The organism is Flavobacterium glucosi (assembly GCF_048286535.1).
In the GTDB taxonomy this organism is placed as follows: Bacteria; Bacteroidota; Bacteroidia; order Flavobacteriales; family Flavobacteriaceae; genus Flavobacterium.
Window position 1 is genome coordinate 273,822 of record NZ_JBLVPK010000003.1, and the last position, 21,242, is coordinate 295,063.

Annotated in this window: 19 protein-coding genes; 6 read left to right on the forward strand and 13 right to left on the reverse strand. The window is 32.9% G+C overall.

The window, feature by feature from the left end; genetic code table 11:
• The first annotated feature begins 44 nt into the window (after positions 1 to 44).
• Together ACNQGD_RS07025 and hutI are read left to right on the forward strand one after the other, a co-directional pair.
• Positions 45 to 1,118: a glutaminyl-peptide cyclotransferase gene (locus ACNQGD_RS07025; RefSeq protein WP_417998794.1), complete on the forward strand. Its 1,074-nt coding sequence runs from the start codon at positions 45 to 47 to the stop codon at positions 1,116 to 1,118.
• 12 nt (positions 1,119 to 1,130) lie between these two features.
• Positions 1,131 to 2,369, forward strand: a complete 1,239-nt coding sequence (gene hutI / locus ACNQGD_RS07030; protein WP_417998795.1) for an imidazolonepropionase — start codon at positions 1,131 to 1,133, stop codon at positions 2,367 to 2,369.
• A gap of 50 nt (positions 2,370 to 2,419) precedes the next feature.
• Here the strand turns inward: hutI and ACNQGD_RS07035 are convergent, their stop codons facing one another.
• The gene (locus ACNQGD_RS07035) at positions 2,420 to 3,304 is read right to left on the reverse strand and encodes a hypothetical protein (RefSeq protein ID WP_417997239.1); all 885 of its coding nucleotides are present in this window, start codon (positions 3,302 to 3,304) and stop codon (positions 2,420 to 2,422) included.
• Between the two features lie 106 nt (positions 3,305 to 3,410).
• Between ACNQGD_RS07035 and ACNQGD_RS07040 the strand changes: the two genes are divergently transcribed.
• Positions 3,411 to 4,442 carry a formimidoylglutamase gene (locus ACNQGD_RS07040; RefSeq protein WP_417998796.1) on the forward strand — a complete coding sequence of 344 codons (1,032 nt, stop codon included), beginning with the start codon at positions 3,411 to 3,413 and terminating at the stop codon, positions 4,440 to 4,442.
• 138 nt (positions 4,443 to 4,580) lie between these two features.
• On the forward strand, positions 4,581 to 5,834 hold the full coding sequence (locus tag ACNQGD_RS07045) for a DEAD/DEAH box helicase (RefSeq protein ID WP_417998797.1): 1,254 nt from the start codon (positions 4,581 to 4,583) through the stop codon (positions 5,832 to 5,834).
• Positions 5,835 to 5,959: 125 nt separating this feature from the next.
• Here the strand turns inward: ACNQGD_RS07045 and ACNQGD_RS07050 are convergent, their stop codons facing one another.
• From ACNQGD_RS07050 to aroC, 4 genes are all read right to left on the reverse strand, one after another.
• A complete protein-coding gene (locus ACNQGD_RS07050; protein ID WP_417997236.1) occupies positions 5,960 to 6,139 on the reverse strand; it encodes a response regulator in 180 nt (59 codons plus the stop codon).
• A gap of 23 nt (positions 6,140 to 6,162) precedes the next feature.
• A complete protein-coding gene (locus tag ACNQGD_RS07055; protein ID WP_417998798.1) occupies positions 6,163 to 6,387 on the reverse strand; it encodes a hypothetical protein in 225 nt (74 codons plus the stop codon).
• 228 nt (positions 6,388 to 6,615) lie between these two features.
• Entirely contained in the window at positions 6,616 to 7,896 is a 1,281-nt protein-coding gene (locus ACNQGD_RS07060) for a dicarboxylate/amino acid:cation symporter (protein ID WP_417992822.1), read from the reverse strand.
• Positions 7,897 to 8,043: 147 nt separating this feature from the next.
• Positions 8,044 to 9,102 (reverse strand): chorismate synthase, encoded by a 1,059-nt coding sequence (gene aroC / locus ACNQGD_RS07065; RefSeq protein WP_417998799.1) that lies wholly within the window; start codon positions 9,100 to 9,102, stop codon positions 8,044 to 8,046.
• A 183-nt stretch (positions 9,103 to 9,285) separates the two neighbouring features.
• Here aroC and ACNQGD_RS07070 point away from each other — a divergent pair, with 183 nt between their 5' ends.
• Both ACNQGD_RS07070 and ACNQGD_RS07075 read left to right on the forward strand, forming a co-directional pair.
• On the forward strand, positions 9,286 to 10,125 hold the full coding sequence (locus tag ACNQGD_RS07070) for a UDP-2,3-diacylglucosamine diphosphatase (protein ID WP_417997234.1): 840 nt from the start codon (positions 9,286 to 9,288) through the stop codon (positions 10,123 to 10,125).
• Between the two features lie 116 nt (positions 10,126 to 10,241).
• Entirely contained in the window at positions 10,242 to 10,751 is a 510-nt protein-coding gene (locus tag ACNQGD_RS07075; protein ID WP_417998800.1) for a hypothetical protein, read from the forward strand.
• A gap of 50 nt (positions 10,752 to 10,801) precedes the next feature.
• Here ACNQGD_RS07075 and ACNQGD_RS07080 read toward each other — a convergent pair whose 3' ends face one another.
• The 8 genes from ACNQGD_RS07080 to ACNQGD_RS07115 form a co-directional block, all read right to left on the reverse strand.
• A complete protein-coding gene (locus tag ACNQGD_RS07080; protein ID WP_417997233.1) occupies positions 10,802 to 11,230 on the reverse strand; it encodes a protease complex subunit PrcB family protein in 429 nt (142 codons plus the stop codon).
• A 76-nt stretch (positions 11,231 to 11,306) separates the two neighbouring features.
• Entirely contained in the window at positions 11,307 to 12,440 is a 1,134-nt protein-coding gene (bshA, locus tag ACNQGD_RS07085; RefSeq protein ID WP_417998801.1) for an N-acetyl-alpha-D-glucosaminyl L-malate synthase BshA, read from the reverse strand.
• Between the two features lie 76 nt (positions 12,441 to 12,516).
• Positions 12,517 to 14,526 carry a heavy metal translocating P-type ATPase gene (locus tag ACNQGD_RS07090; RefSeq protein WP_417998802.1) on the reverse strand — a complete coding sequence of 670 codons (2,010 nt, stop codon included), beginning with the start codon at positions 14,524 to 14,526 and terminating at the stop codon, positions 12,517 to 12,519.
• 210 nt (positions 14,527 to 14,736) lie between these two features.
• Positions 14,737 to 15,357, reverse strand: coding sequence for a phosphatase PAP2 family protein (locus ACNQGD_RS07095; RefSeq protein WP_417992815.1), 621 nt, complete (start codon positions 15,355 to 15,357; stop codon positions 14,737 to 14,739).
• Between the two features lie 97 nt (positions 15,358 to 15,454).
• Positions 15,455 to 18,451 carry a glycoside hydrolase family 3 N-terminal domain-containing protein gene (locus ACNQGD_RS07100; protein ID WP_417998803.1) on the reverse strand — a complete coding sequence of 999 codons (2,997 nt, stop codon included), beginning with the start codon at positions 18,449 to 18,451 and terminating at the stop codon, positions 15,455 to 15,457.
• Between the two features lie 13 nt (positions 18,452 to 18,464).
• A complete protein-coding gene (locus ACNQGD_RS07105; protein WP_417992813.1) occupies positions 18,465 to 18,947 on the reverse strand; it encodes an ABC transporter ATPase in 483 nt (160 codons plus the stop codon).
• A gap of 66 nt (positions 18,948 to 19,013) precedes the next feature.
• Positions 19,014 to 19,805 carry a (Fe-S)-binding protein gene (locus tag ACNQGD_RS07110; protein ID WP_417997228.1) on the reverse strand — a complete coding sequence of 264 codons (792 nt, stop codon included), beginning with the start codon at positions 19,803 to 19,805 and terminating at the stop codon, positions 19,014 to 19,016.
• A gap of 105 nt (positions 19,806 to 19,910) precedes the next feature.
• Positions 19,911 to 21,242, reverse strand: coding sequence for a 4Fe-4S dicluster domain-containing protein (locus tag ACNQGD_RS07115; protein WP_417998804.1), 1,332 nt, complete (start codon positions 21,240 to 21,242; stop codon positions 19,911 to 19,913).

Genomic DNA, 21,242 nt, shown 5'->3' on the forward strand with positions numbered 1-21,242 from the left:
CCTATAAAATAACGTTGTATATTGGGGTATTCAAATTTTACACTATGAAAAATTATAACATACTATCTATCATTTTATTAGGAACTGTACTAGTTAATTGTGAAGATACAAAAAAAGATGAAAATTCTTTATTTACCTTTGATAATTCAAAATTTAAGGAACAATACCAGCCTCAAGAAGCCCTTTCTTTGGAAATTTTAAACTCCAATTCAAAAACTATAGACAGCATTATTTACTATGTAAATGATACAAGAATTGGTTCCAAAAAAGGAACTGACAAATTAACTTTTGAATTAAAAGATCAAAAACTCGGCTATCAAAACCTAAAAGCTTTAGTATATTATGAGGGGCAAAACTCAGAAGCTACTACAAGAGTGGAATTAGTTTCTAATATTCAGCCAAAATTATTAAAATATACCCTCGTAAATACGTATCCGCACGATATTCAAGCGTACACTCAAGGATTAGAATTTTACCGAGATACGCTTTATGAAGGAACAGGAAATGGTTCAGGTCCATCAGGAAAGAGAGGGATTTCCAGCTTAAGAAAAACAAATTATAAAACGGGCGAAGTTTATAAAAAAGTGGAATTGGATGCTAAATATTTTGGCGAAGGGATTACGATTCTAAATAACAAAGTATACCAACTGACGTATCAAAATAATGAAGGGTATGTTTATAATGCAGATACCTTCAAAAAAGAAAAAACAGTTCCATATTACAAAAAAATGGAAGGCTGGGGTTTAACCAATGATGGTAAAAGTTTATATATGACAGATAGTTCTGAAACCATACATGTATTAAATCCAGAAACTTTTAAAGCAATTGACCATATCAATGTTTACTCTTTAAAATCTAAAGTAAAAGGAGTTAATGAACTGGAATGGATTGATGGAAAAATTTATGGAAATGTGTACCAAAAAGATGCAATTGCGGTTATCAATCCTAAAAATGGAGCCGTAGAAGGAATAATAAATCTCGCAGATTTGACTACAAAAATTGCAAAATTAGAAGATACTGACGTTTTAAACGGAATTGCTTACAACCCAAAAACAAAAACCATTTTTGTAACCGGTAAAAACTGGAACAAAATGTTTGAAATCAAAGTTTCAGAGTAATTATCATCTAAAATGACAACATTAATCATTAATATAAAGGAATTACTTCAGGTTCGGGAAACAACTACCACTAAAATTTCGGGTGCCGAAATGGCAATACTTCCAACTCTCAAAAATGCTTATTTAGTAATTAAAGACAACTTAATTGCTGATTTTGGCACGATGGATAATCTACCTCAAATACCTGCTAACAAGACGATTGATGCCACCGGAAAAATGGTTTTACCCTCTTGGTGCGACAGTCATTCTCATCTTGTTTATGCCGGTAATCGGGAACAGGAATTTGTAGATCGAATCAATGGCATGACCTATGAAGAAATTGCCAATCGTGGCGGTGGAATCTTAAATTCAGCTAAAAAACTCAATGAATCCTCTGAAGAAGAAATCTACAACCAATCCAAAGCTAGATTAGAAGAAGTCATCCGTTTAGGAACTGGAGCTGTAGAAATCAAATCGGGGTACGGATTGACATTTGATGGTGAATTGAAAATGCTTTGCGTGATACAGCGATTAGCTCAAAATTATCCAATAACCATAAAAGCAACTTTTCTTGGCGCTCATGCTTTTCCATTGGAATACGCATCAAATCATCAAGGTTATATCGATTTAATCATTAACGAAATGCTTCCAGAAATTGCCAAAAATAAATTGGCAGAATTCATAGATGTATTTTGTGAAACCGGTTATTTTACTGTTGATGAAACCCAACAAATCATGGAAGCTGGAATTAAATTTGGCTTAAAGCCAAAAATACATGTCAATCAATTCAATTCAATTGGTGGAATCCAGGCTGGAATTAAATACAATGCGCTTTCTGTTGACCATCTAGAAGTTGTGACAGCAGAAGATATTGAAGCTTTAAAAAATACCGAAACAATGCCTGTTGCTTTGCCATCCTGTTCTTATTTCCTGAGTATACCGTATACGCCAGCACGAGAAATGATAGCTGCTGGACTACCTCTGGCTCTCGCCACGGACTATAATCCTGGCTCTACTCCATCCGGAAATATGAATTTTGTGGTTGCAACTGCGTGCATCAAAATGAAAATGACTCCCGAAGAAGCTATAAATGCAGCCACAATCAACGGAGCCTACGCTATGGGGATTTCAGCAACCCACGGAAGCATAACGATTGGTAAAAGAGCTAACCTAATCCTAACAAAACCTATTTCCTCCTATTATCAGTTACCATACGCTTTTGGCAGCAATCTAATTGATACTGTATTAATAGAAGGTGAAATTTTTGAATAAAAAAAGAGGAACGTAATGTTCCCCTTTTTTTATTAAATCAACTATTGTTGTTATCTTAAAACAAAACTTGTTTTAGAAACCAATATATCTCTATCGAAAATATTGATGTAGTAAGTCCCTTTAGCAAAATCTTTTCCTTTTAAATCTTCAGAAACATTGATCGTTTTGTTTTCATATTTAACATTAGTCAAAAAACTATAGGTTAATGTATTGTCTCCAAAAGTTTCTGTTTTTTTATCTCCTAAAACATTGTTTTTGCTGTCAATTACTTGAACATAATACATTTTGTCTCCAGACATTGCAATTTGATTTTCAGCAATAGTAAAATTAACTCTAAGAACATCCGCTCTGCTGGCTTTATCAGTTTCAATTTGTTTTCCTGAACTTCTTAATTTAAAAGCAGAACCTCTAGTGTTTAAAACCGTCAATTTCGACCCTTTTTCAACAGCTTTAGATAATTCTTCATTTTGACCTGTCAATGCTTCAACATTCTTTTTAGTTTCTCCTAGTACTACAACTGTACTATCACGTTGTGTAGTAAGTGTCGTATTTGCTTTTTTTAAGTTGTCATTTTCAGCCATTAAAACCTTCATATTTCCCTGTAAGGCATTAAATTGTGTTTTATACTTTGACATAGTAGCTACATCGCCTTTAGATTTACTCAAATCAGACATTAAGTTTACCACTTTATCTCTTTCTTGAATTAACTCATCAGACATTGATGTATTTTCTGCAATTGCAGCATCATACGTTGATTTTAATTCTTGTAAATCTTTCATAACTGATTCTTTTTCAGTTAATGTAGTTTTCAATTCTGTTTTTACGATCTCGGTATCTGACGTCATTTTAAAAATATAAACTAAACTTCCCACTAATAAAATAGCTAATACTGCTATAACCGCTTTAAGACTTGAACTGCTTTTTTGATTTTCCATCTTTTAATTTAATTTAATTTATTTTACAAATTTAACAATATATAACCACGTAATAACGTATGTTAACGTAATTATATTATTTTTGGGGAAAAAAAATATTTTTTTAATGGAAAAAATTATCCCATTTACTATCAAAGATCTTGCAAAAATTACGAACCATAGAAGTGGTGAAATAAAATTTGGAGAGAAAATGATCACTGTTCCAAAAGAGACCGATCCTGTTGAGTTTCTTAAAACTTGCGATGCAAAATACGTATTGTTTGGAATTCCAGAAGACATAGGCATAAGAGCTAATTATGGCAGGCCTGGTGCAGCATCAGCTTGGGATAGCGCCATTAAAAGTATTGCAAATATTCAGCACAATCGATTTTGTAAAGGAAGCCAACTTTTTGTTTTAGGTCAATTGAATGTAAGTGTCGAAATGAAAGAAGTGGAACATTTGGATTTTAATGACATTGACGATCGATCTAAATTAAGTCAATTAGTAGAAAAAATCGATAAAGATGTTTCTCATATAATATTCAACATCATAAAACTAGGTAAAATTCCTATAATTATAGGTGGCGGACATAATAACTCGTATGGAAATATAAAAGGAGCTGCACTTGCTAAAGGGAAACCTATCAATGCTATCAATTTTGATGCCCATTCTGATTTTAGAATTTTAGAAGGACGTCACAGCGGTAATGGTTTTTCGTATGCGTTTGAAGAAGGGTTTTTAAAGAAATATTTTATTTTTGGTTTACACGAAAATTATACTTCCAAAAGTGTATTGGATATAATTAAAAAAATAGAAGATCGCGTACGCTACACTACTTATGATAGCATAAACATTAGAAAAGAAAAAGATTTTAATCCAGAAATGGCTCAAGCCTTAGAGTTTATCAATGATGACTTTTTTGGCATTGAGATCGATTTAGATTCGATTCCTAATATTGCTTGTAGCGCAATGACTTTGAGTGGTTTTTCAGTGGAGCAATTACGACAGTTTATATCCTATTTTGGAAAAAACAAAAATGCAACCTATTTACACATTTGCGAGGGTGCCCCAGATTTAGGAGAAGAAAAAAACAACCATTTAATAGGTAAACTTATAGGATATTTAGTAACTGATTTTATTAAATCTAATACTCTTTAGACTGTTTTGTTGATGAATTTCTGGAATTAAAATTAACAAATTCATCAACAAAACACCATATAAATATCATCAAAAATAATAATACTATCTTTGCTGTACTATTTATGTACTTATTACATGATATTTAATACCAAAAATATGTTATTCGAAGATTTATCACTCTCAAAAAGTATACAAAGAGCCGTATTTGAACAAGGCTATCTTAATCCAACTCCCATTCAAGAACAATCTATTCCAATTGTATTATCTGGAAGAGATTTAATAGGTTGCGCACAAACCGGAACTGGAAAAACTGGCGCATTTGCTATTCCAATAATACATCAATTGCACCGAATTGTAGGTTCTTCGAAAAAAGCCAAACAAATTCGTGCTTTAGTAGTTACTCCTACAAGAGAATTAGCCGTTCAAATTGGACAAAGCTTTGATACCTACGGAAAATACACCAACCTGACACAACTTACCATTTTTGGTGGAGTTTCACAAAATCCTCAAGTAGATGCTTTAAAAAACGGTGTCGATATTTTGATTGCAACACCTGGAAGACTTCTTGATTTACACAAACAAGGTTTTATCGATTTAGACCATTTGCATGCTTTAGTTCTTGACGAAGCAGATCAAATGCTAGATATGGGATTTGTAAATGATGTAAAAAAAATTGTAAAGCTTACGCCAAAAAACAGACAAACATTATTTTTCTCCGCTACGATGCCAATCGCTATCCGCGAATTAGCTGAAATGTTTTTGACTGATCCTGCAACAGTAACCGTTTCTCCAGTATCTTCTACTGCCGAAAATGTAGAACAACGCGTTTATTTTGTTGAAAAAACAGAAAAAAGAAACTTACTCTATCATTTAATTAAAAATGAAAATCTTTCTGATGTTTTGGTTTTTTCAAGAACCAAACATGGTGCTGATAATGTTGTAAAAGCATTACGAAAAAACAATATTGCTGCAGAAGCCATTCATGGTGACAAATCACAAAATGCAAGACAACGCGTTTTGGACGCTTTTAAAAACAAAGAAGTGGGTGTTCTCGTAGCGACTGATATTGCAGCCAGAGGAATTGATATTGACCAATTGCCCGTTGTAATTAATTTTGATTTACCTAATGTTCCTGAAACTTACGTTCACCGTATAGGTAGAACCGGTCGTGCCGGAAACGGTGGTATTGCAATCTCTTTTTGCAGTAAGGACGAACATACCTATTGGAAAGAAATCCAAAAACTAATAAAAGTGGATGTGAAAACTGTAAATGATCATCCTTATCATTGGCATTCTGGAAGTCCGGAAACAGCACCAGGTTCACAACAAAAAAATTCAAACCGTAGTGGTGGAGCCCATAAATCGAGAAAATCAGAAGTTTCTAAGCAAAATAAAAAACGCTGGTATTAATTAGAAACTACTCTTAAATTTTAATCTGTAAGTAATGCCTTTTGTCAAAAAAACAAAAGGCATTTTTATTAAAATTTAAATTTCTCACAAAGCAATTTTAAAAAACAAAATTATACAACTATAAATTAAGCTATACTTTTAGGTTTTGATATTAGAATACTGATGATTTCAAATAATTTAATCGAATCAAAAGGCTTTATGATGATATCATTGATTCCGGCCGAAAGAGCTTCTTCGATTATTTCTGCTTTATCAAATGCCGTTAATGCAACTATTGGTATATACATGCCTTTTTGACGAATCATTCTGATAGTTTCAAATCCATTGATTAAAGGCGTTGGATATGTAAATCATTAGAATCAATAGAGGAACGAAGTGCTAATTTAGAAATATCCAAAGATTTTTCAAAATTAGCATCCTTTAAGTCTTGGTAAGCTTCATCCGTAAGTTTAGTGATTTCTTTCTTAGAATATGTTTTTGGTTGTGCAATTGAATGACCTACAAAATAATTTAACCCAAACAATAGCAATAAAACAATACGTAAATGATGCATAAACAATTAAAGTTTACCAAATATACATTTTTTTAATAAAAAAAGAAGAAGAATAACGAGGTGTTATCTATTAAAACAAAACGGAATAGACACATTTTAAAAAACAGTAATGCAACTCTTTAAAATATAAAATAATTAAAAATCTGAATTTTTAAATGAAAAAAAACCTGCTCAACTAATTGAACAGGTTTACTCTATGATTTACTGGGAAAACTTAGCGTTTTATAACTATTCTGAAACCAGAGTTTCATTTTCATCATCACCTTCCCATTGTCCTACAACTGAGGTTGCCAAGGCATTTCCTAAAACATTTGTTGCACTACGAAACATATCACAAAAATGATCAATAGGTAAAATTAATGCTATTCCTTCAATTGGAATATCAAACATACCACAAGTAGCGGCAACTACAACTAAACTTGCTCTTGGAACACCTGCAATTCCTTTACTGGTAAGCATCAAAACCAAAAGCATGGTCATTTGTGTTCCTAAATCCAAATCAATTCCGTAGGCTTGAGCAATAAAAATACTGGCAAAGGTCATGTACATCATACTTCCATCTAGATTAAATGAATAACCTAATGGCAACATGAAAGAAACGATTCTGTCTTTTACTCCAAAACGTTCTAATTCCTCTGTCAATTTTGGAAAAACTGCTTCACTGCTGGTTGTTCCAAAAGCAATAATCAAAGGACTGACAATTCTTTTAAGTAAAACAGTCATTCTACTTTTTAGAAAAATGTAACCTACCAGAATTAATACTAGCCAAAGTGATGAAATTCCAATTAAGAATGAACCAAAGAATTTGAAATAGGTAATTGCTAATTCCTGAAAATCCCTTACGGCAAAAACTCCTGCAATAGCTCCAAAAACTCCTATTGGAGCAAACTTCATTACATAATTTACCATTTTAAGAACAATATGAGACGTTTTATCTAAAGCATTGGTAACAGGCTTTACAAAATCTCCCAGGGAAGCCGCAGCCAAACCAAAGAAAATAGAGAAAATCACAATTTGTAAAATTTCATTGGTAGCCATTGCCTCAAAAATACTTTTGGGTACAATGTGCTCAATGAAATTGTCAAAAGATATATTTTGAGTTTTTGCAGTAACTTCAGAGACAGAAGTTAAGTCAACATTTGATAAATTAAGACCAACTCCCGGTTGCAGTATGTTTACAAAAAACATTCCCAATAATAAGGAAACAAAAGAAGCTGTAAAAAACCAACCCATTGCTTTCCCTCCAATTCTTCCAACAGCTTTAATATCGCCCAGTTTTGCAATTCCTACAACAAGTGTTGTGAAAACTAATGGCGAGATAATCATTTGGACTAATCGAATAAAAACTGTTGCCAGAATTTTAATTTTTGCGCTAAAACCTTGAGCAGCTTCTGGCGAAATGGAATTATGAATTACAATGCCTAATATAGCACCTAAAACCATCGCAATTAATATTTGTCCCGTTAATCCTGAAAAAAAAGATGGCTTTTTAGTTGTTTTGGTATTCATTAAATTGATTGTTAGGTTTTAGCCCTTGTCCTGGTTACTACAGTTTTATACGTGTTAAGTTAATTTTCTTTACAATAATTCTTTTCTCGTTTGCTGTCAAGCAAGGAAAGAATTATTGTAAAGCAGGAAAAGCTTCAAAAATTAATATTAATAGGTTTTGTTTATCAAATAAAAATCAGCTAATACAATGGCTGCCATTGCCTCAACGATAGGTACTGCACGCGGCACAACACAAGGATCATGTCGTCCTTTACCAGTCATTTCAGTTATACTTCCTTTATTATCCAATGATTCTTGTTTTTGCATAATGGTAGCAACAGGCTTAAATGCCACACGGAAATAAATATCCATTCCATTACTAATTCCGCCTTGAATCCCACCTGAAAGATTAGTTTTAGTCGTTCCATCTGGATTGTATAAATCATTGTGCTCGCTTCCTTTCATCCTTGCTCCATCAAAACCACTTCCAAACTCAAATCCTTTTACGGCATTAATAGAAAGCATTGCTTTACCCAATTCAGCATGAAGTTTGTCAAAAACAGGTTCTCCTAAACCAATAGGCACATTTTGAATCACGCAGGTTACAGTTCCACCGACAGTGTCGCCTTGTTTGCGAATATCACGAATATATTCCTCCATAATTACCGCTGATTCCTCATCAGGACAACGAACAGGATTATTTTCGGTTTTTGAAAAGTCTAATTCTTGGTATGGTTTTTCTAAAACAATAGGACCTACAGAAGAAACGTAAGCATTAATTTTTATTTCTGATAACATTTGTTTTGCTACCGCCCCAGCTACTACTCTACTAGCCGTTTCACGAGCAGAACTTCGTCCTCCACCGCGGTAATCACGAACACCATATTTTTTTTCATATACATAATCAGCATGACTGGGTCTGTAATTATCTTTTATATGAGAGTAATCGTCTGATTTTTGATTGGTATTGGGAATAATAAAACCTATTGGTGTTCCTGTAGTTTTACCTTCAAATATTCCGGATAAAAATTGAACATCATCCGGCTCTTTACGTTGGGTAACTATAGCCGATTGACCTGGCTTTCGCCTTGACATTTCAAACTGAATTGCATCTAAATCTATAGTTATTCCAGGAGGGCAACCATCTATTATACCGCCTAATGCTTCACCATGTGATTCTCCAAAAGTTGTTATTCTAAATAGTGTTCCGTAGCTATTACCTGCCATTATAATTAGTTTTGAACAAAAGTACCATTTTAGTTTAAAGTTCAAAAGTTTAAAGTTTAAAGTTTTAGGAAACATTTCACATTTGTTGATATTAATTTAATCTTGTCTTGGATTTCTTAACCTTTAACTCGATTGCTATTGCTAATAATTCTATTAATTTGGTAAACTTCAAATTCAAATACATTGAAAAAAAGAAAAGTCGAGTTAGTGGTGATTTCTGATGTACACCTTGGAACTTTTGGTAGTCATGCTAAAGAACTTTATAATTATTTATCTTCTATAAAACCTAAAACGCTAGTCTTAAACGGTGATATTATAGATGTATGGCAGTTTCGAAAATCGTATTTTCCAAAAGCACATTTAAAAGTCATACAAAAAATTATAAGTTTTGCTTCGAAAGGAACGAAGGTTTACTACATTACAGGAAATCATGACGAAATGCTCCGGAAATTTAGTGATATGAATATGGGTAATTTTGCATTAGTGGACAAGTTAGTATTAGACCTTGATGATAAAAAAGCCTGGATATTTCACGGTGATGTTTTTGATGCTTCTGTGCAACACTCAAAATGGATTGCCAAACTTGGCGGTTTAGGCTATGATTATTTAATACTTTCAAACCGATTTGTAAATTGGTGTTTGTCTAAAATAGGAAGAGAGCCGTATTCTTTTTCTAAAAAAATAAAGGCGAGTGTAAAAAAAGCGGTTAAGCACATTTCTGATTTTGAGAAAACCGCAACTGAATTAGCTATCGAAAAAAAATACGACTATGTCATTTGTGGACACATTCATGAACCAAAAATGATTCATAAAGAAAATAAAAATGGGACTACTTTATATTTGAATTCAGGAGATTGGGTAGAAAACTTAACAGCATTGGAGTACAATAAAAAACGTTGGAAATTATATAGCTATTCTGAAGCAAACTATGCTGAAGAAGAAAACCTTTTTGAAATGGAAGATATTTTGAGTAATCAAATCCTGGCTTCAGTGCTTTTCTCTAAACAAAATATCCTTCTGTAATGCCAATATAAAAAACTATCAAAATTCTAAAAACGTAAATTATATAACTTTTCTTTAAAATTTTATAAAATTCATGTCCTACTAAATCTTACATTTGCATCTATAAAAACTTACTTATGAAAAAAATTATTTTATCTGCAATAATGTTAATTGGATTAGCATTTACCGCACAAGCACAAGATGTTTCTAAAAATGCTATCGGTCTACGTTTTGGTGACAGTGGTGGTTTTGGAACTGAAATAACGTATCAAAGAGGATTGTCAAACAACAATCGTTTAGAGTTAGATTTAGGTTGGAGAAATAGAAATAATTATAAAAACGATAATTATGATGACAATGCTATCAAATTAACTGCTTTATATCAATGGGTATGGAATATTGAAGGCGGATTCAACTGGTATGCAGGTATTGGTGGTGGTGTAGGAACCTACAACAGAGATTATTATGACAATAGAGATTATAATAATGGAACTTTTGCATTTGCTGCTGGAGATATAGGTATCGAATATAATTTTGACATCCCATTGTTAATCTCTTTAGATTTCAGACCTGAATTTGGTAGCAGTGACTATTACAGAAACAATTATGGTTCTGATGTAGCTTTAGCTCTTAAATACCAATTCTAATATATCAAAATGTATTAAAAAAAATGCCACTATTTCTAGTGGCATTTTTTTTATTTAAAAATAATCTCTTTCTTAGAATTTATTTTAATTACACAAAAAGGATTTGTAAAAGCTTGTGTAACCATACTCCCTGGTTCCGGACTAGTTTCTTTTATGGTGATAACAATATTTTTATCAGTTTCAACTACAGTATCAATTCCTATACTATAACCTCCCGATGTTTTTTCTCCCATATTCAAAACTATAAAATTAGAAGTCTGAATATCATTTGAACTGATTTTATTTTTTAGATTTTCATCGTTCTGTAACATTGCTATTTCATTTGGCTCCGAAAGAATCTCAAAAAAACGAATACTTGCACCACCGTTTGTCTGTTGTGTCAATACCTCGTATAAAGAATTTTTTTCGGAACTTTTTGTAATTGTTGCACCACAGGAAAATAAAGTCAAAGCCACTAGTGATACTATTATCTTTTTCATTACGGTATTTTATTGGTTGATAGATTAATTTAAAAAGTTTTACTACTTTTTTATTTTAGAAAAATGTAAATCTAATCTATGTGTATTTTTTTATTGCTTTTTTATATAAAGCTTCATAAAGCGGCAAGATGTTCTTGATATCAAATTGTTTTGCAACAGACAGCGCATTTTTTTTAAATTTATGAAGAGTTGCATCATCTTTTAAAATTTTCAAAGCGTTTTGTGCCATTTCATCCGTATTCCCCACATCACTTAAATATCCGGAAATACCGTCAAAATTTACTTCTGGCAAACCTCCAGAATTACTTGAAATTACGGGAACACTCCACGCCATAGCTTCTAGAGCGGCAAGACCAAAACTTTCGGTTTCAGATGGCAATAGGAATAAATCAGTATAACTCAAAATTTTATCGATCTCATTACTGTTTCCAAAAAAGATAACTTTATCCTGAATTCCTAATTCCTGACATAAATATTCTGCTTTTTCTTTTTCAGGACCATCCCCTACCATCATCAATTTAGCAGGAATTTCTTTTTGAATATTATAGAAAATTTTAATTATATCCGGAATTCGTTTTACTTTTCTGAAATTACTGATATGGGTAATGATTCTCTCATTTTTATTAGCCATTACGGAACGATGGCAGGCTGTACTTGGATCATTCAGATTTTTATCTAATTCTATAAAATTAGGAATTACCTCAATTTCATTTTTTACATTAAATAATTTATGGGTATCATCTTTCAAACTTTGGGAAACCGAAGTAACAAAATCCGATTTATTAATACTAAAAGTCACCGCTGGTTTATAAAACGGATGATTCCCAACTAATGTAATATCAGTTCCGTGTAATGTAGTCACCATCGGAATATTAATTCCCTCATCTTTCAGCATTTGTTTAGCCATATAACCCGCATAAGCATGAGGAATTGCATAATGCACATGCAATAATTCAATTTTATAGAGCTTTACCATATCCACTAATTTGCTTGACAAAGCCAATTCGTAAGGTTGATAATGAAATAACGGATATTCAGGAACATTGACTTCGTGGTAATGTACATTTGGATTTAAAAGCGCCAAACGTACAGGCTGACTATACGTTATAAAATGGATTTCGTGACCACGTCTTGCCAATTCAAGACCTAATTCTGTTGCGACAACACCACTTCCTCCAAAGGTAGGATAACAAACTATTGCAATTTTCATCTATGTATTTTAATAAAACGAAATTAATAAAAATAGGAATGTGTTTTATGGAAATTTAAGTTAAATCCTTTAAAGTCTAAAACTTAATGCGTTGAATTCTTACAGCGTTTAAAATTGCTAACAAAGCGACGCCAACATCTGCAAAAACAGCTTCCCACATCGTAGCTAAACCTCCTGCTCCCATTACTAAAACAATTAATTTAACGGTAAAAGCTAAAAAAATATTTTGCCAAACAATTTGTTTTGTCTTTTTTCCAATATTAATTGCCGTATAAATCTTAGCGGGTTGATCATTTTGAATGACAACATCGGCAGTTTCAATGGTGGCATCACTACCTAAACCTCCCATTGCAATTCCTACATTGGCCAAAGCAATTACAGGAGCATCATTTACTCCGTCACCAACAAATGCAACGTTTAAATTTTGTTTCAATAAAGCTTCTAATTTTTCAACTTTGTTTTCAGGCAATAAATTTCCAAAAGCCTGCTCCATATTCAACTCTTTGGCAACAACAGAAACTATGGATTGGTTATCGCCAGAAAGCATAATGGTCTCTATATTTAATTTATGTAAGCTCTGAATTGCCTCTTTTGCATCTTCCTTCACTTCATCAGCAATAATAAAATAACCTGCATATTTTTGATTGATGGCAACAAGTATGATAGTAAAAGGAATTGCATCAATTTCAGTATCATAAGCGATATTGTAATTTTGCATCAACTTAGCATTTCCTACTAAAATCTCTTTTCCATCCACAAAACCTTTTAGTCCCAATCCAGCAATTTCCTTTACTTCACTTACAATGCTAGCTTTGGTAAGGTCTTTGGCAAATTCTATAATTGCCGAACCCACGGGATGTGTCGATTTAGTCTCTATTGCGGCTGTATATTGTATCAAATCAGTTTCTGAAATCCCAACAGCTACTACTTTTTGAACGTTGAAAACCCCTTTAGTCAATGTTCCTGTTTTATCAAAAACGACTACTTTGACCGATGCTATTATATCCAAAAAAGTAGATCCTTTGAATAGAATTCCGTTTTTACTTGCTGCGCCAATCCCTCCAAAATACCCTAACGGAATAGAAATTACCAATGCGCAAGGGCAAGAAATTACTAAGAAAACCAATGCTCTGTACAACCAATCCTTAAAAATGTAATTATCTATAAATACCATTGGAAGCACACAAATGGCTATTGCCAGATAGACCACAATTGGTGTGTAAATTTTAGCAAATTTCCGAATAAACAATTCTGTTGGCGCTTTTTTTGCAGAGGCTAGCTGAACCATCTCCAGAATTTTTGATAATTTACTATCGGTGAAAGCTGTAGTTACTTCTACTTGAGAAATAGTATTGAGATTGATCATTCCTGCCAGGATTGTTTCTCCTTTAGATTTGGTATCGGGTTTGCTTTCTCCTGTTAATGCCGCAGTGTTGAAAGTAGCATAATCAGAAAGTAATTTTCCATCTAAAGCTAATTTTTCACCTGGTTTCAATTCTATGATTTCTCCAATAGTAACTTCCGAAGCTTTTTTGGAAACAATATTCACTCCGTCAATTACATTTGCTACATCAGGCCTTTGATCTAATAATGATTTTATATTCGATTTTGCTCTTTTTACAGCTAGCATCTGGAACAATTCACCAATTGCGTAAAATAGCATTACAGCCACACCTTCGGCATATTGACCAATTCCAAAGGCACCTAACGTAGCGATTCCCATCAAGAAAAATTCAGAAAAAATAGCTCCTTTGCGGATGCTTTCATACGCTTCTTTCAACACTGGAAACCCTACAGGAACGTAAGCTAAAACATACCAAATGACTCGAATCCAACCATTAAACCAAGATTGTGGAACGTAATTATCAAACAATAAAGCAATCAGCAGTCCTATAAAACTAATTATGGAAGGTAAAAACATTCTGAAAGTGCTTTCATTTCCATTAGAATGATCGTGATCTTCCTCATCGTGATTTTCTGACTCACTATGAGAAGAACAACATCCTGTATCTTGGGCTTTATTTACTTTTTTTTCTTCTAAAGCGCAGCAAGGTTGTTTATCATCCATATCAAGTTTGTGCGTCATTTTAGATAATTTATTTTTAGTAAAAGAAGAATGCTGATACTAACCAAAAGTGTTACTATTACTGTAAAGTTAGTTGAATTTAATGTTTTATCTTTTGGATACAGCACATAAATTACTGGTAATAATTACCCAACAATTATTTATTTACAATTAAATGTTTCAGCCTTGAATTCTTTTCGTTTTCGAACAATAATCACAGTGTTTCAGCAACTATTTGTCCTTTTTAGAACTTTTTTTATTAATCCATTTATTCACTTTATAACTAAGATAAGCCGAGCCAGTGCCGATTATTGCTCCCGCAAATACATCACTTGGATAATGAACCCCTAAATGCATTCGAGAATATCCCACTGCACCTGCCCAAACAAATGATGGGGCTATAATATACCATTTGGGATAAGCTAAACTCAGCGATGTTGCTGTTGCAAAAGCTAAAGAAGTATGTCCCGAAGGAAATGAATAACCCAAGGTCGACGCTACTTGATCAATATCAGGATAGGTTTCAAATGGTCGGTCTCTTTTTATAGTATGTTTCAAAGCGGTAGTAATAAATGCATTTACTAAAAATGCTTCTCCTATAAAAATTGCCTGTTTCTTGATGGCACTGTCTTTCTTTATTAGACCAACAGAATAGAGAATAATGGGAGTTGCAACACTGATTGGAACCGCACTGTTTGTCACTAATTTAAAAGTAGGATCTAAACTCTTATTTCTATGAACATTAATATCCCGTAGAATATTTATATCACTATTTTGAGCATTTACAAAAGTCATGCTAAAAAGCAATACAATTAAAATGACTCTTGTAAAAACGGTACTCCTATTTCTCATTAAGCTTTTTTTATCTCAAATATACTATAATACAAGGTGAATTTTTAACTAAATACTGCTAATAAAAGTATTGAAAATCATTTTAATAAAAATTCGGTTAATTTATAATTGCTTCATAAATAACCTTTTGAATGTCTTCTCGAATGTTTTCTTTTGACAATCTGTTTTCACCTGCTATTGGAAAAGTTCTGTTGGATAAAAACACATAGACAATTTGTGTTTCGGGATCAGCCCAAGCCATCGTTCCAGTATAACCGGTATGACCAAAACTGGTCATCGAAGCACAACCGCACGTAGGTCCTTTCGCACCCAATTGTGGTTTATCGAAACCTACACCTCTCCTATTTCCTGCTGCACAAAAATAACACGTATTGAAATCTTCAAATGTCTTTTCAGAAAAATACTGCTGATTGCCATAATTTCCTTTTTGCAAGTAAAGCTCCATTATTTTAGCCACATCCATAGCATTTGAAAAAACACCAGCATGACCCGAAACTCCGCCTTCTAAAGCAGCAGATAAATCGTTGACATATCCTTGCAAAAGCTGATGACGGAAATACGTATCTGTTTCTGTTGGAGGAATTCTGTTTTTATCAAATTTAGCCAATGGATTGAAACTGGAATTATTCATTCCGAGTGAGCGGTAGAAATTCTCCTGAATCAAAACATCTAATGTTTTACCCGTTGTTTTTTCTAAATAATCTTTCAAAATCATAAAAGTAAGATCGCTGTACTTGTATTCTTTTTTCAATGAAAGCTTGCTCTTAACAATCATTTTCATAATGGTGTCGCTAAAATCATTTCTTATAAAAAGACTGTCTGTCATTCGTTTAGAAAACAGCTCTTCGGATGTTTTTCTAAAATAAACTTCCGAAGGAAATTTTGACTTATCCATTGTCGCTTTATAAAATGGAATTCCCGCTGCAAGTCCTGCATAATGAGACAATAAATCCTTAAAATTAATATTCGCTTTATTGGAATCTTTAAAAATGGGAGACATTGTTCCTAATTTGGTTTCCAGATTTATTTTTTGTTGATCGTATTGCAACATTACATTGGGCAACGTAGCCAAAATTTTTGTCAACGAAGCAACATCATAAATATCTGAATCTTGAACTTTAATCGTTTTATCATACGTATGATGCCCGAATGATTTTTGATAAATAACTTTCCCTTTTCTGGCTACTAAAACCTGAATTCCAGGCGTCATTTTGCCATTAATCGCTTTATTGGCAATGACATCAATTTTGGATAAAATTTCAGCATTCATTCCCACATTTTCAGGAGTTGTAAATCCTAAGCGATTTAACTTTTCAGTTGCTAAACCATCATTTACTTTAAAGCTTGTATTAATAGAAACCGGTAATTTCCCTTTGGCTTCAATTGCTCCAAAAATTAGTTCTGCAGAAACTATTTGTGCAATCGCACTGTTTTGATAGGAAACAACCAATCCTTCGAAATCATCAAAATTTGTAATGGGTAATACCGAATACGGTTTTGCAAAAACATCTAGAATTACATTATTGTTTTTAGCTAAAAAATTGATTTTAAATAATTCATTAGATTTTAAATCATCGTTTCTAAAAGCTATATCTGATTTATGATATCCAATGATGACAGTTGTAAACGATTGCAATTTTACTTGTAAACTGTCGAGATCAGCATCTTCAACTACTGTTACGTCAGCGTATTTTTTTAAAGTCGAAACAAAAGCATCATTAGTGTCATCTCCTATTTTTACGTAGGCTATTTTTTGTTTGTCTAAATTTTTAATTGGCAAAACAGCCGCTGTATTTTTTAGAACAGTAATTGCATTTTCATACAACTCATATTGTAAAGCATCATTTTCATATGAGTTTAAATCGTTGTATAAATTTTCCGTTTCAATTGGTTTGAAATTATTCAAGCCGGCTTTGTACTTAAATTTCAAAATTTTCTTTACTGAAAAAGCCAATCGTTCATCAGTAAATAAATTTAGGGAATAGGCAAGCTTAAATTTCTCAATCGCAGCAGGAACATCTTCAGGAAATAAGAGTACATCGTTTCCAGCCATAAAAGCTTCAAAGTTGATTTCGCTAGGTAGCTTAAAGTTGCTTATACTTTTCATATTCAAAGCATCTGTAAAAATAAGCCCTTTGAATCCTAATTCTTTTTGAAGAATATCAGTTACCACATTGTGAGAAATAGATGAAGGAAAATTAGGTTTTGATTCTAAACTGGGAACGTTTAAATGCGCCACCATAACGGATGCAAGTCCTTCATGAAACATTTTTTTATAGGGATAAAACTCAACGTCCGATAATCTTTCTTTCGTAAAATTAATGGTTGGTAATCCTTTATGTGAATCCGTTTCAGTATCTCCATGACCAGGAAAATGCTTTCCGGTAGAAAAGATTCCTTGACTTTGAACTCCTTTCATTAAAGCAATAGCGCGTTCTGTAACTTTGAATTTATCTTCGCCAAATGAGCGAAAACCTATTATGGGATTTCTGGGATTTGTATTGATATCAAGAACTGGAGCAAAGTTAAATTGCAAACCCAATCGTTTGCTTTGTCGCCCGATTTGAACACCAACTTTCTCTAATAATTTCATATCTTGGATGGCTCCAAGTGTCATATTCCAAGGATAGCTGTAGGTAGAATCCAATCGCATGCCCAAACCCCATTCGGCATCGATCCCTATAAACAAAGGAATTTTTGACTTCGATTGAAAACGATTGGTTAATATAACTTGACGAACCGGACCTCCTTGAAAGAAAATCAATCCTCCAATTTTATGATCTACTATAAGTTTATCAATAGCTTTAATATGCACCGAATCTTTATTGGAATAAGCGGCAACCATAAATAATTGCCCGAATTTTTCCTCTAAAGTCATGGCATTGTAAACACTGTCAACCCATTTATTACCTTCAGTAGATAATTCAAAAAGTGTGGGGATATTACTCGATTGTATACTGTCCAAATTTTCTATTTTGGACGGAACTTTGGCTACAATTTTTTGATTCTTATTCACTTTTGTACCAACACAACCCGCAGCAACAAAAATAAATAAGACATACGAAAAAACAATTTTGATGCCTGTTTTTTTCATTGAACTATTTTGTTTAAAAAAAACGACTGTGCCAACTGTCAATAGCTGGAACCTCCCAGGATTCATTGTATTCTTCTATATTATTAACTAAATTATTGAAAACGATTGTGTTTTCAGTAACCGCTTTATCTTTTACCATTTTCTTGAAATCAATCAACGGCTTGTGTGCAATATGCTCTCCCAGTTTGAACGTAACATTCATTTTATCTAATAAATCAACGGTGTATTTTTGTTCCAAACTTTGGATAAATTCCACAGAGGAATCGATGGAACATCCTGTAGCTGCTTGTACATCCTGATTTACGGCAATAATTATAAATCGGTTGTATTTTAATTGATACGATGATTCTAAACTGGTACCATGTGCAGCCCAACCTTCAAGAAAGGATTGCAAAGCAGTTTCTATTTCAGAAAACTCGGCATCCGAAAATTTTCTGTTTGATTGATAAATCCAGATTTTAGATTCTTCGGGTAAATTTTCAAATGGAACAAACATCGTAATTATGAGTTATGAGTTATGAATTTTGATTTACAAAATCAAAATTCGTAATTTTTAATTATTTTATAAATCTTGTGCATTCGCAATCAATTCCGCAATATCCATGACTTTTACTTCGCTTTCCTTTTCTTTATTTTTAATACCATCGGTCATCATCGTATTACAAAAAGGACAACCCGCAGCAATAATTTCTGGTTTTGTTTCTAATGCATCTTCGGTTCTTTCAACATTGACTTCCTTATTTCCAGGCTCAGCATCTTTAAACATCTGAGCACCTCCGGCACCACAACATAAACCGTTAGCTTTAGAACGCTTCATTTCTACTAATTCAGCATCCAATTTAAGAATCAAATCTCTTGGCGCTTCATACACATTATTGGCTCTTCCTAAATAGCAAGGGTCATGAAAAGTAATTCGTTTTCCTTTGAATTGTCCTCCTTCAATGGTTAATCTTCCGTCGTCTAACAACGATTTCAAAAACTCAGTATGATGAACAACTTCATATTTTCCGCCTAATTCCGGATATTCGTTTTTTAGCGTATTGAAACAATGCGGACAAGCAGTAACAATTTTTTTTGCTTCGTATGCATTCAAAACCTCGATATTCATCATGGCTTGCATTTGAAACAAAAACTCATTACCCGCTCTTTTTGCAGGATCTCCAGTACAACTTTCTTCAGTACCTAAAACGGCAAAAGATACATTCGTCCGATTTAAAATTCGAACAAATGCCTTCGTTATTTTCTTTGCTCTATCATCAAAACTTCCTGCACAACCTACCCAAAATAAAACTTCTGGTTGTTTCCCTTGAGCTAACATTTCGGCCATAGTTGGCACTATTAAATTCTCTGACATACTATTTTGTTGATTCGGTTATTCGTTGATTTGATTATTCGAGTAAACGGAAATTTGTTATTTCATTTTATTAAATAAACCTTAAACAAATAACCAATTAAATAATTATTCATTCTTCCAATTCAATCGATCTTGTTGATTGTATTGCCATGGCGCACCGTTATTCTCTATATTAGTCATCATTGCATTAATTGGCATTGGTGCAGCACTTTGCTCCATTACTAAATAGCGTCTCATATCCATGATAATTGAAAGCGGACTAATATTTACAGGACATTCCTCAACACACGCATTACATGATGTGCAAGCCCAAAGTTCTTCAGGAGTGATATAATCGTTTAATAATGTTTTGTTATCCGGAATAAAAATCCCTTTATTGGCATCAATATTTCTTCCTACTTCTTCCATTCGGTCTCTGGTATCCATCATGATCTTACGTGGAGACAATTTTTTCCCTGTTATATTCGCAGGACAAGATGAAGTACAACGACCACATTCGGTACAGGTATAAGCATTCAATAACTGAACCCAATTTAAATCCTGAACGTCACTGGCTCCAAATTTACTTGGAACCGCATTTTCATCTACTGGTGCTGCTGCAAATGGATCAGCATTAGGATCCATCATTAGTTTTACTTCCTTGGTAACGGACTCTAAATTATCAAATTGTCCTTGAGGATGTAGATTTGCAAAATACGTATTTGGAAACGCTAATAGAATGTGTAAATGCTTAGAAAAATAAAGATAGTTCATGAAAATCAAAATCCCGGTAATATGCAACCACCAAAATATTTCAGAAAGAAGCATTACTAATTCATTTGACATTCCATTAAATAATGGCTCAATAAATTGGCTTATTGGAAATGAACCTGCTTTAATAAAATGAGAGAATCCTCCAGGCACTTGCTGTAAATGCAAATCAGATGCATTCATCAATAAAAATAATGTCATTAGAACTACCTCAAAATACAAAATATAGTTTGCATCATTTTTAGGCCAGCCTTTTAAATCAGGGCTAACAAATCTTTTTAATTTGATAGCATTTCTTCTAATCCAAAAAATGGAAACGGCAACTAAAACTAAAAATGCCAAAATTTCGAAAGAAGCAATCAGTACATCATACGTAGTTCCTAAAAAAGCAAAAACACGATGCGTCCCAAAAAGTCCATCAATAATAATTTCTAGTAATTCTATGTTTATAATTACAAAACCTACATAGACTATAATATGCAATATCCCAGCAATAGGTCTTTTCACCATTTTAGATTGACCAAGAGCAATCATGGCCATATTAGTCCATCGTGCTTTAGGATTATCTGAACGATTGACATCGGTACCAAGATTTATATTTCTGATTATTTTTTTTACGTTAATGAAAAAACAACTAAAACCAATTATCAAAAGAATGGCAAATAAAATATTGTCTAAATAGCTCAT

What these genes read in the sequence shown, in the direction of transcription:
- ACNQGD_RS07025 (WP_417998794.1), top strand. Translation starts at nt 45, where the DNA reads ATGAAAAATTATAACATACTATCTATCATTTTATTAGGAACTGTACTA.
- hutI (WP_417998795.1), top strand. Translation starts at nt 1,131, where the DNA reads ATGACAACATTAATCATTAATATAAAGGAATTACTTCAGGTTCGGGAA.
- ACNQGD_RS07035 (WP_417997239.1), bottom strand. Translation starts at nt 3,304, where the DNA reads ATGGAAAATCAAAAAAGCAGTTCAAGTCTTAAAGCGGTTATAGCAGTA.
- ACNQGD_RS07040 (WP_417998796.1), top strand. Translation starts at nt 3,411, where the DNA reads ATGGAAAAAATTATCCCATTTACTATCAAAGATCTTGCAAAAATTACG.
- ACNQGD_RS07045 (WP_417998797.1), top strand. Translation starts at nt 4,581, where the DNA reads ATGTTATTCGAAGATTTATCACTCTCAAAAAGTATACAAAGAGCCGTA.
- ACNQGD_RS07050 (WP_417997236.1), bottom strand. Translation starts at nt 6,139, where the DNA reads ATGATTCGTCAAAAAGGCATGTATATACCAATAGTTGCATTAACGGCA.
- ACNQGD_RS07055 (WP_417998798.1), bottom strand. Translation starts at nt 6,387, where the DNA reads ATGCATCATTTACGTATTGTTTTATTGCTATTGTTTGGGTTAAATTAT.
- ACNQGD_RS07060 (WP_417992822.1), bottom strand. Translation starts at nt 7,896, where the DNA reads ATGAATACCAAAACAACTAAAAAGCCATCTTTTTTTTCAGGATTAACG.
- aroC (WP_417998799.1), bottom strand. Translation starts at nt 9,102, where the DNA reads ATGGCAGGTAATAGCTACGGAACACTATTTAGAATAACAACTTTTGGA.
- ACNQGD_RS07075 (WP_417998800.1), top strand. Translation starts at nt 10,242, where the DNA reads ATGAAAAAAATTATTTTATCTGCAATAATGTTAATTGGATTAGCATTT.
- ACNQGD_RS07080 (WP_417997233.1), bottom strand. Translation starts at nt 11,230, where the DNA reads ATGAAAAAGATAATAGTATCACTAGTGGCTTTGACTTTATTTTCCTGT.
- bshA (WP_417998801.1), bottom strand. Translation starts at nt 12,440, where the DNA reads ATGAAAATTGCAATAGTTTGTTATCCTACCTTTGGAGGAAGTGGTGTT.
- ACNQGD_RS07090 (WP_417998802.1), bottom strand. Translation starts at nt 14,526, where the DNA reads ATGACGCACAAACTTGATATGGATGATAAACAACCTTGCTGCGCTTTA.
- ACNQGD_RS07095 (WP_417992815.1), bottom strand. Translation starts at nt 15,357, where the DNA reads ATGAGAAATAGGAGTACCGTTTTTACAAGAGTCATTTTAATTGTATTG.
- ACNQGD_RS07100 (WP_417998803.1), bottom strand. Translation starts at nt 18,451, where the DNA reads ATGAAAAAAACAGGCATCAAAATTGTTTTTTCGTATGTCTTATTTATT.
- ACNQGD_RS07105 (WP_417992813.1), bottom strand. Translation starts at nt 18,947, where the DNA reads ATGTTTGTTCCATTTGAAAATTTACCCGAAGAATCTAAAATCTGGATT.
- ACNQGD_RS07110 (WP_417997228.1), bottom strand. Translation starts at nt 19,805, where the DNA reads ATGTCAGAGAATTTAATAGTGCCAACTATGGCCGAAATGTTAGCTCAA.
- ACNQGD_RS07115 (WP_417998804.1), bottom strand. Translation starts at nt 21,242, where the DNA reads ATGAGCTATTTAGACAATATTTTATTTGCCATTCTTTTGATAATTGGT.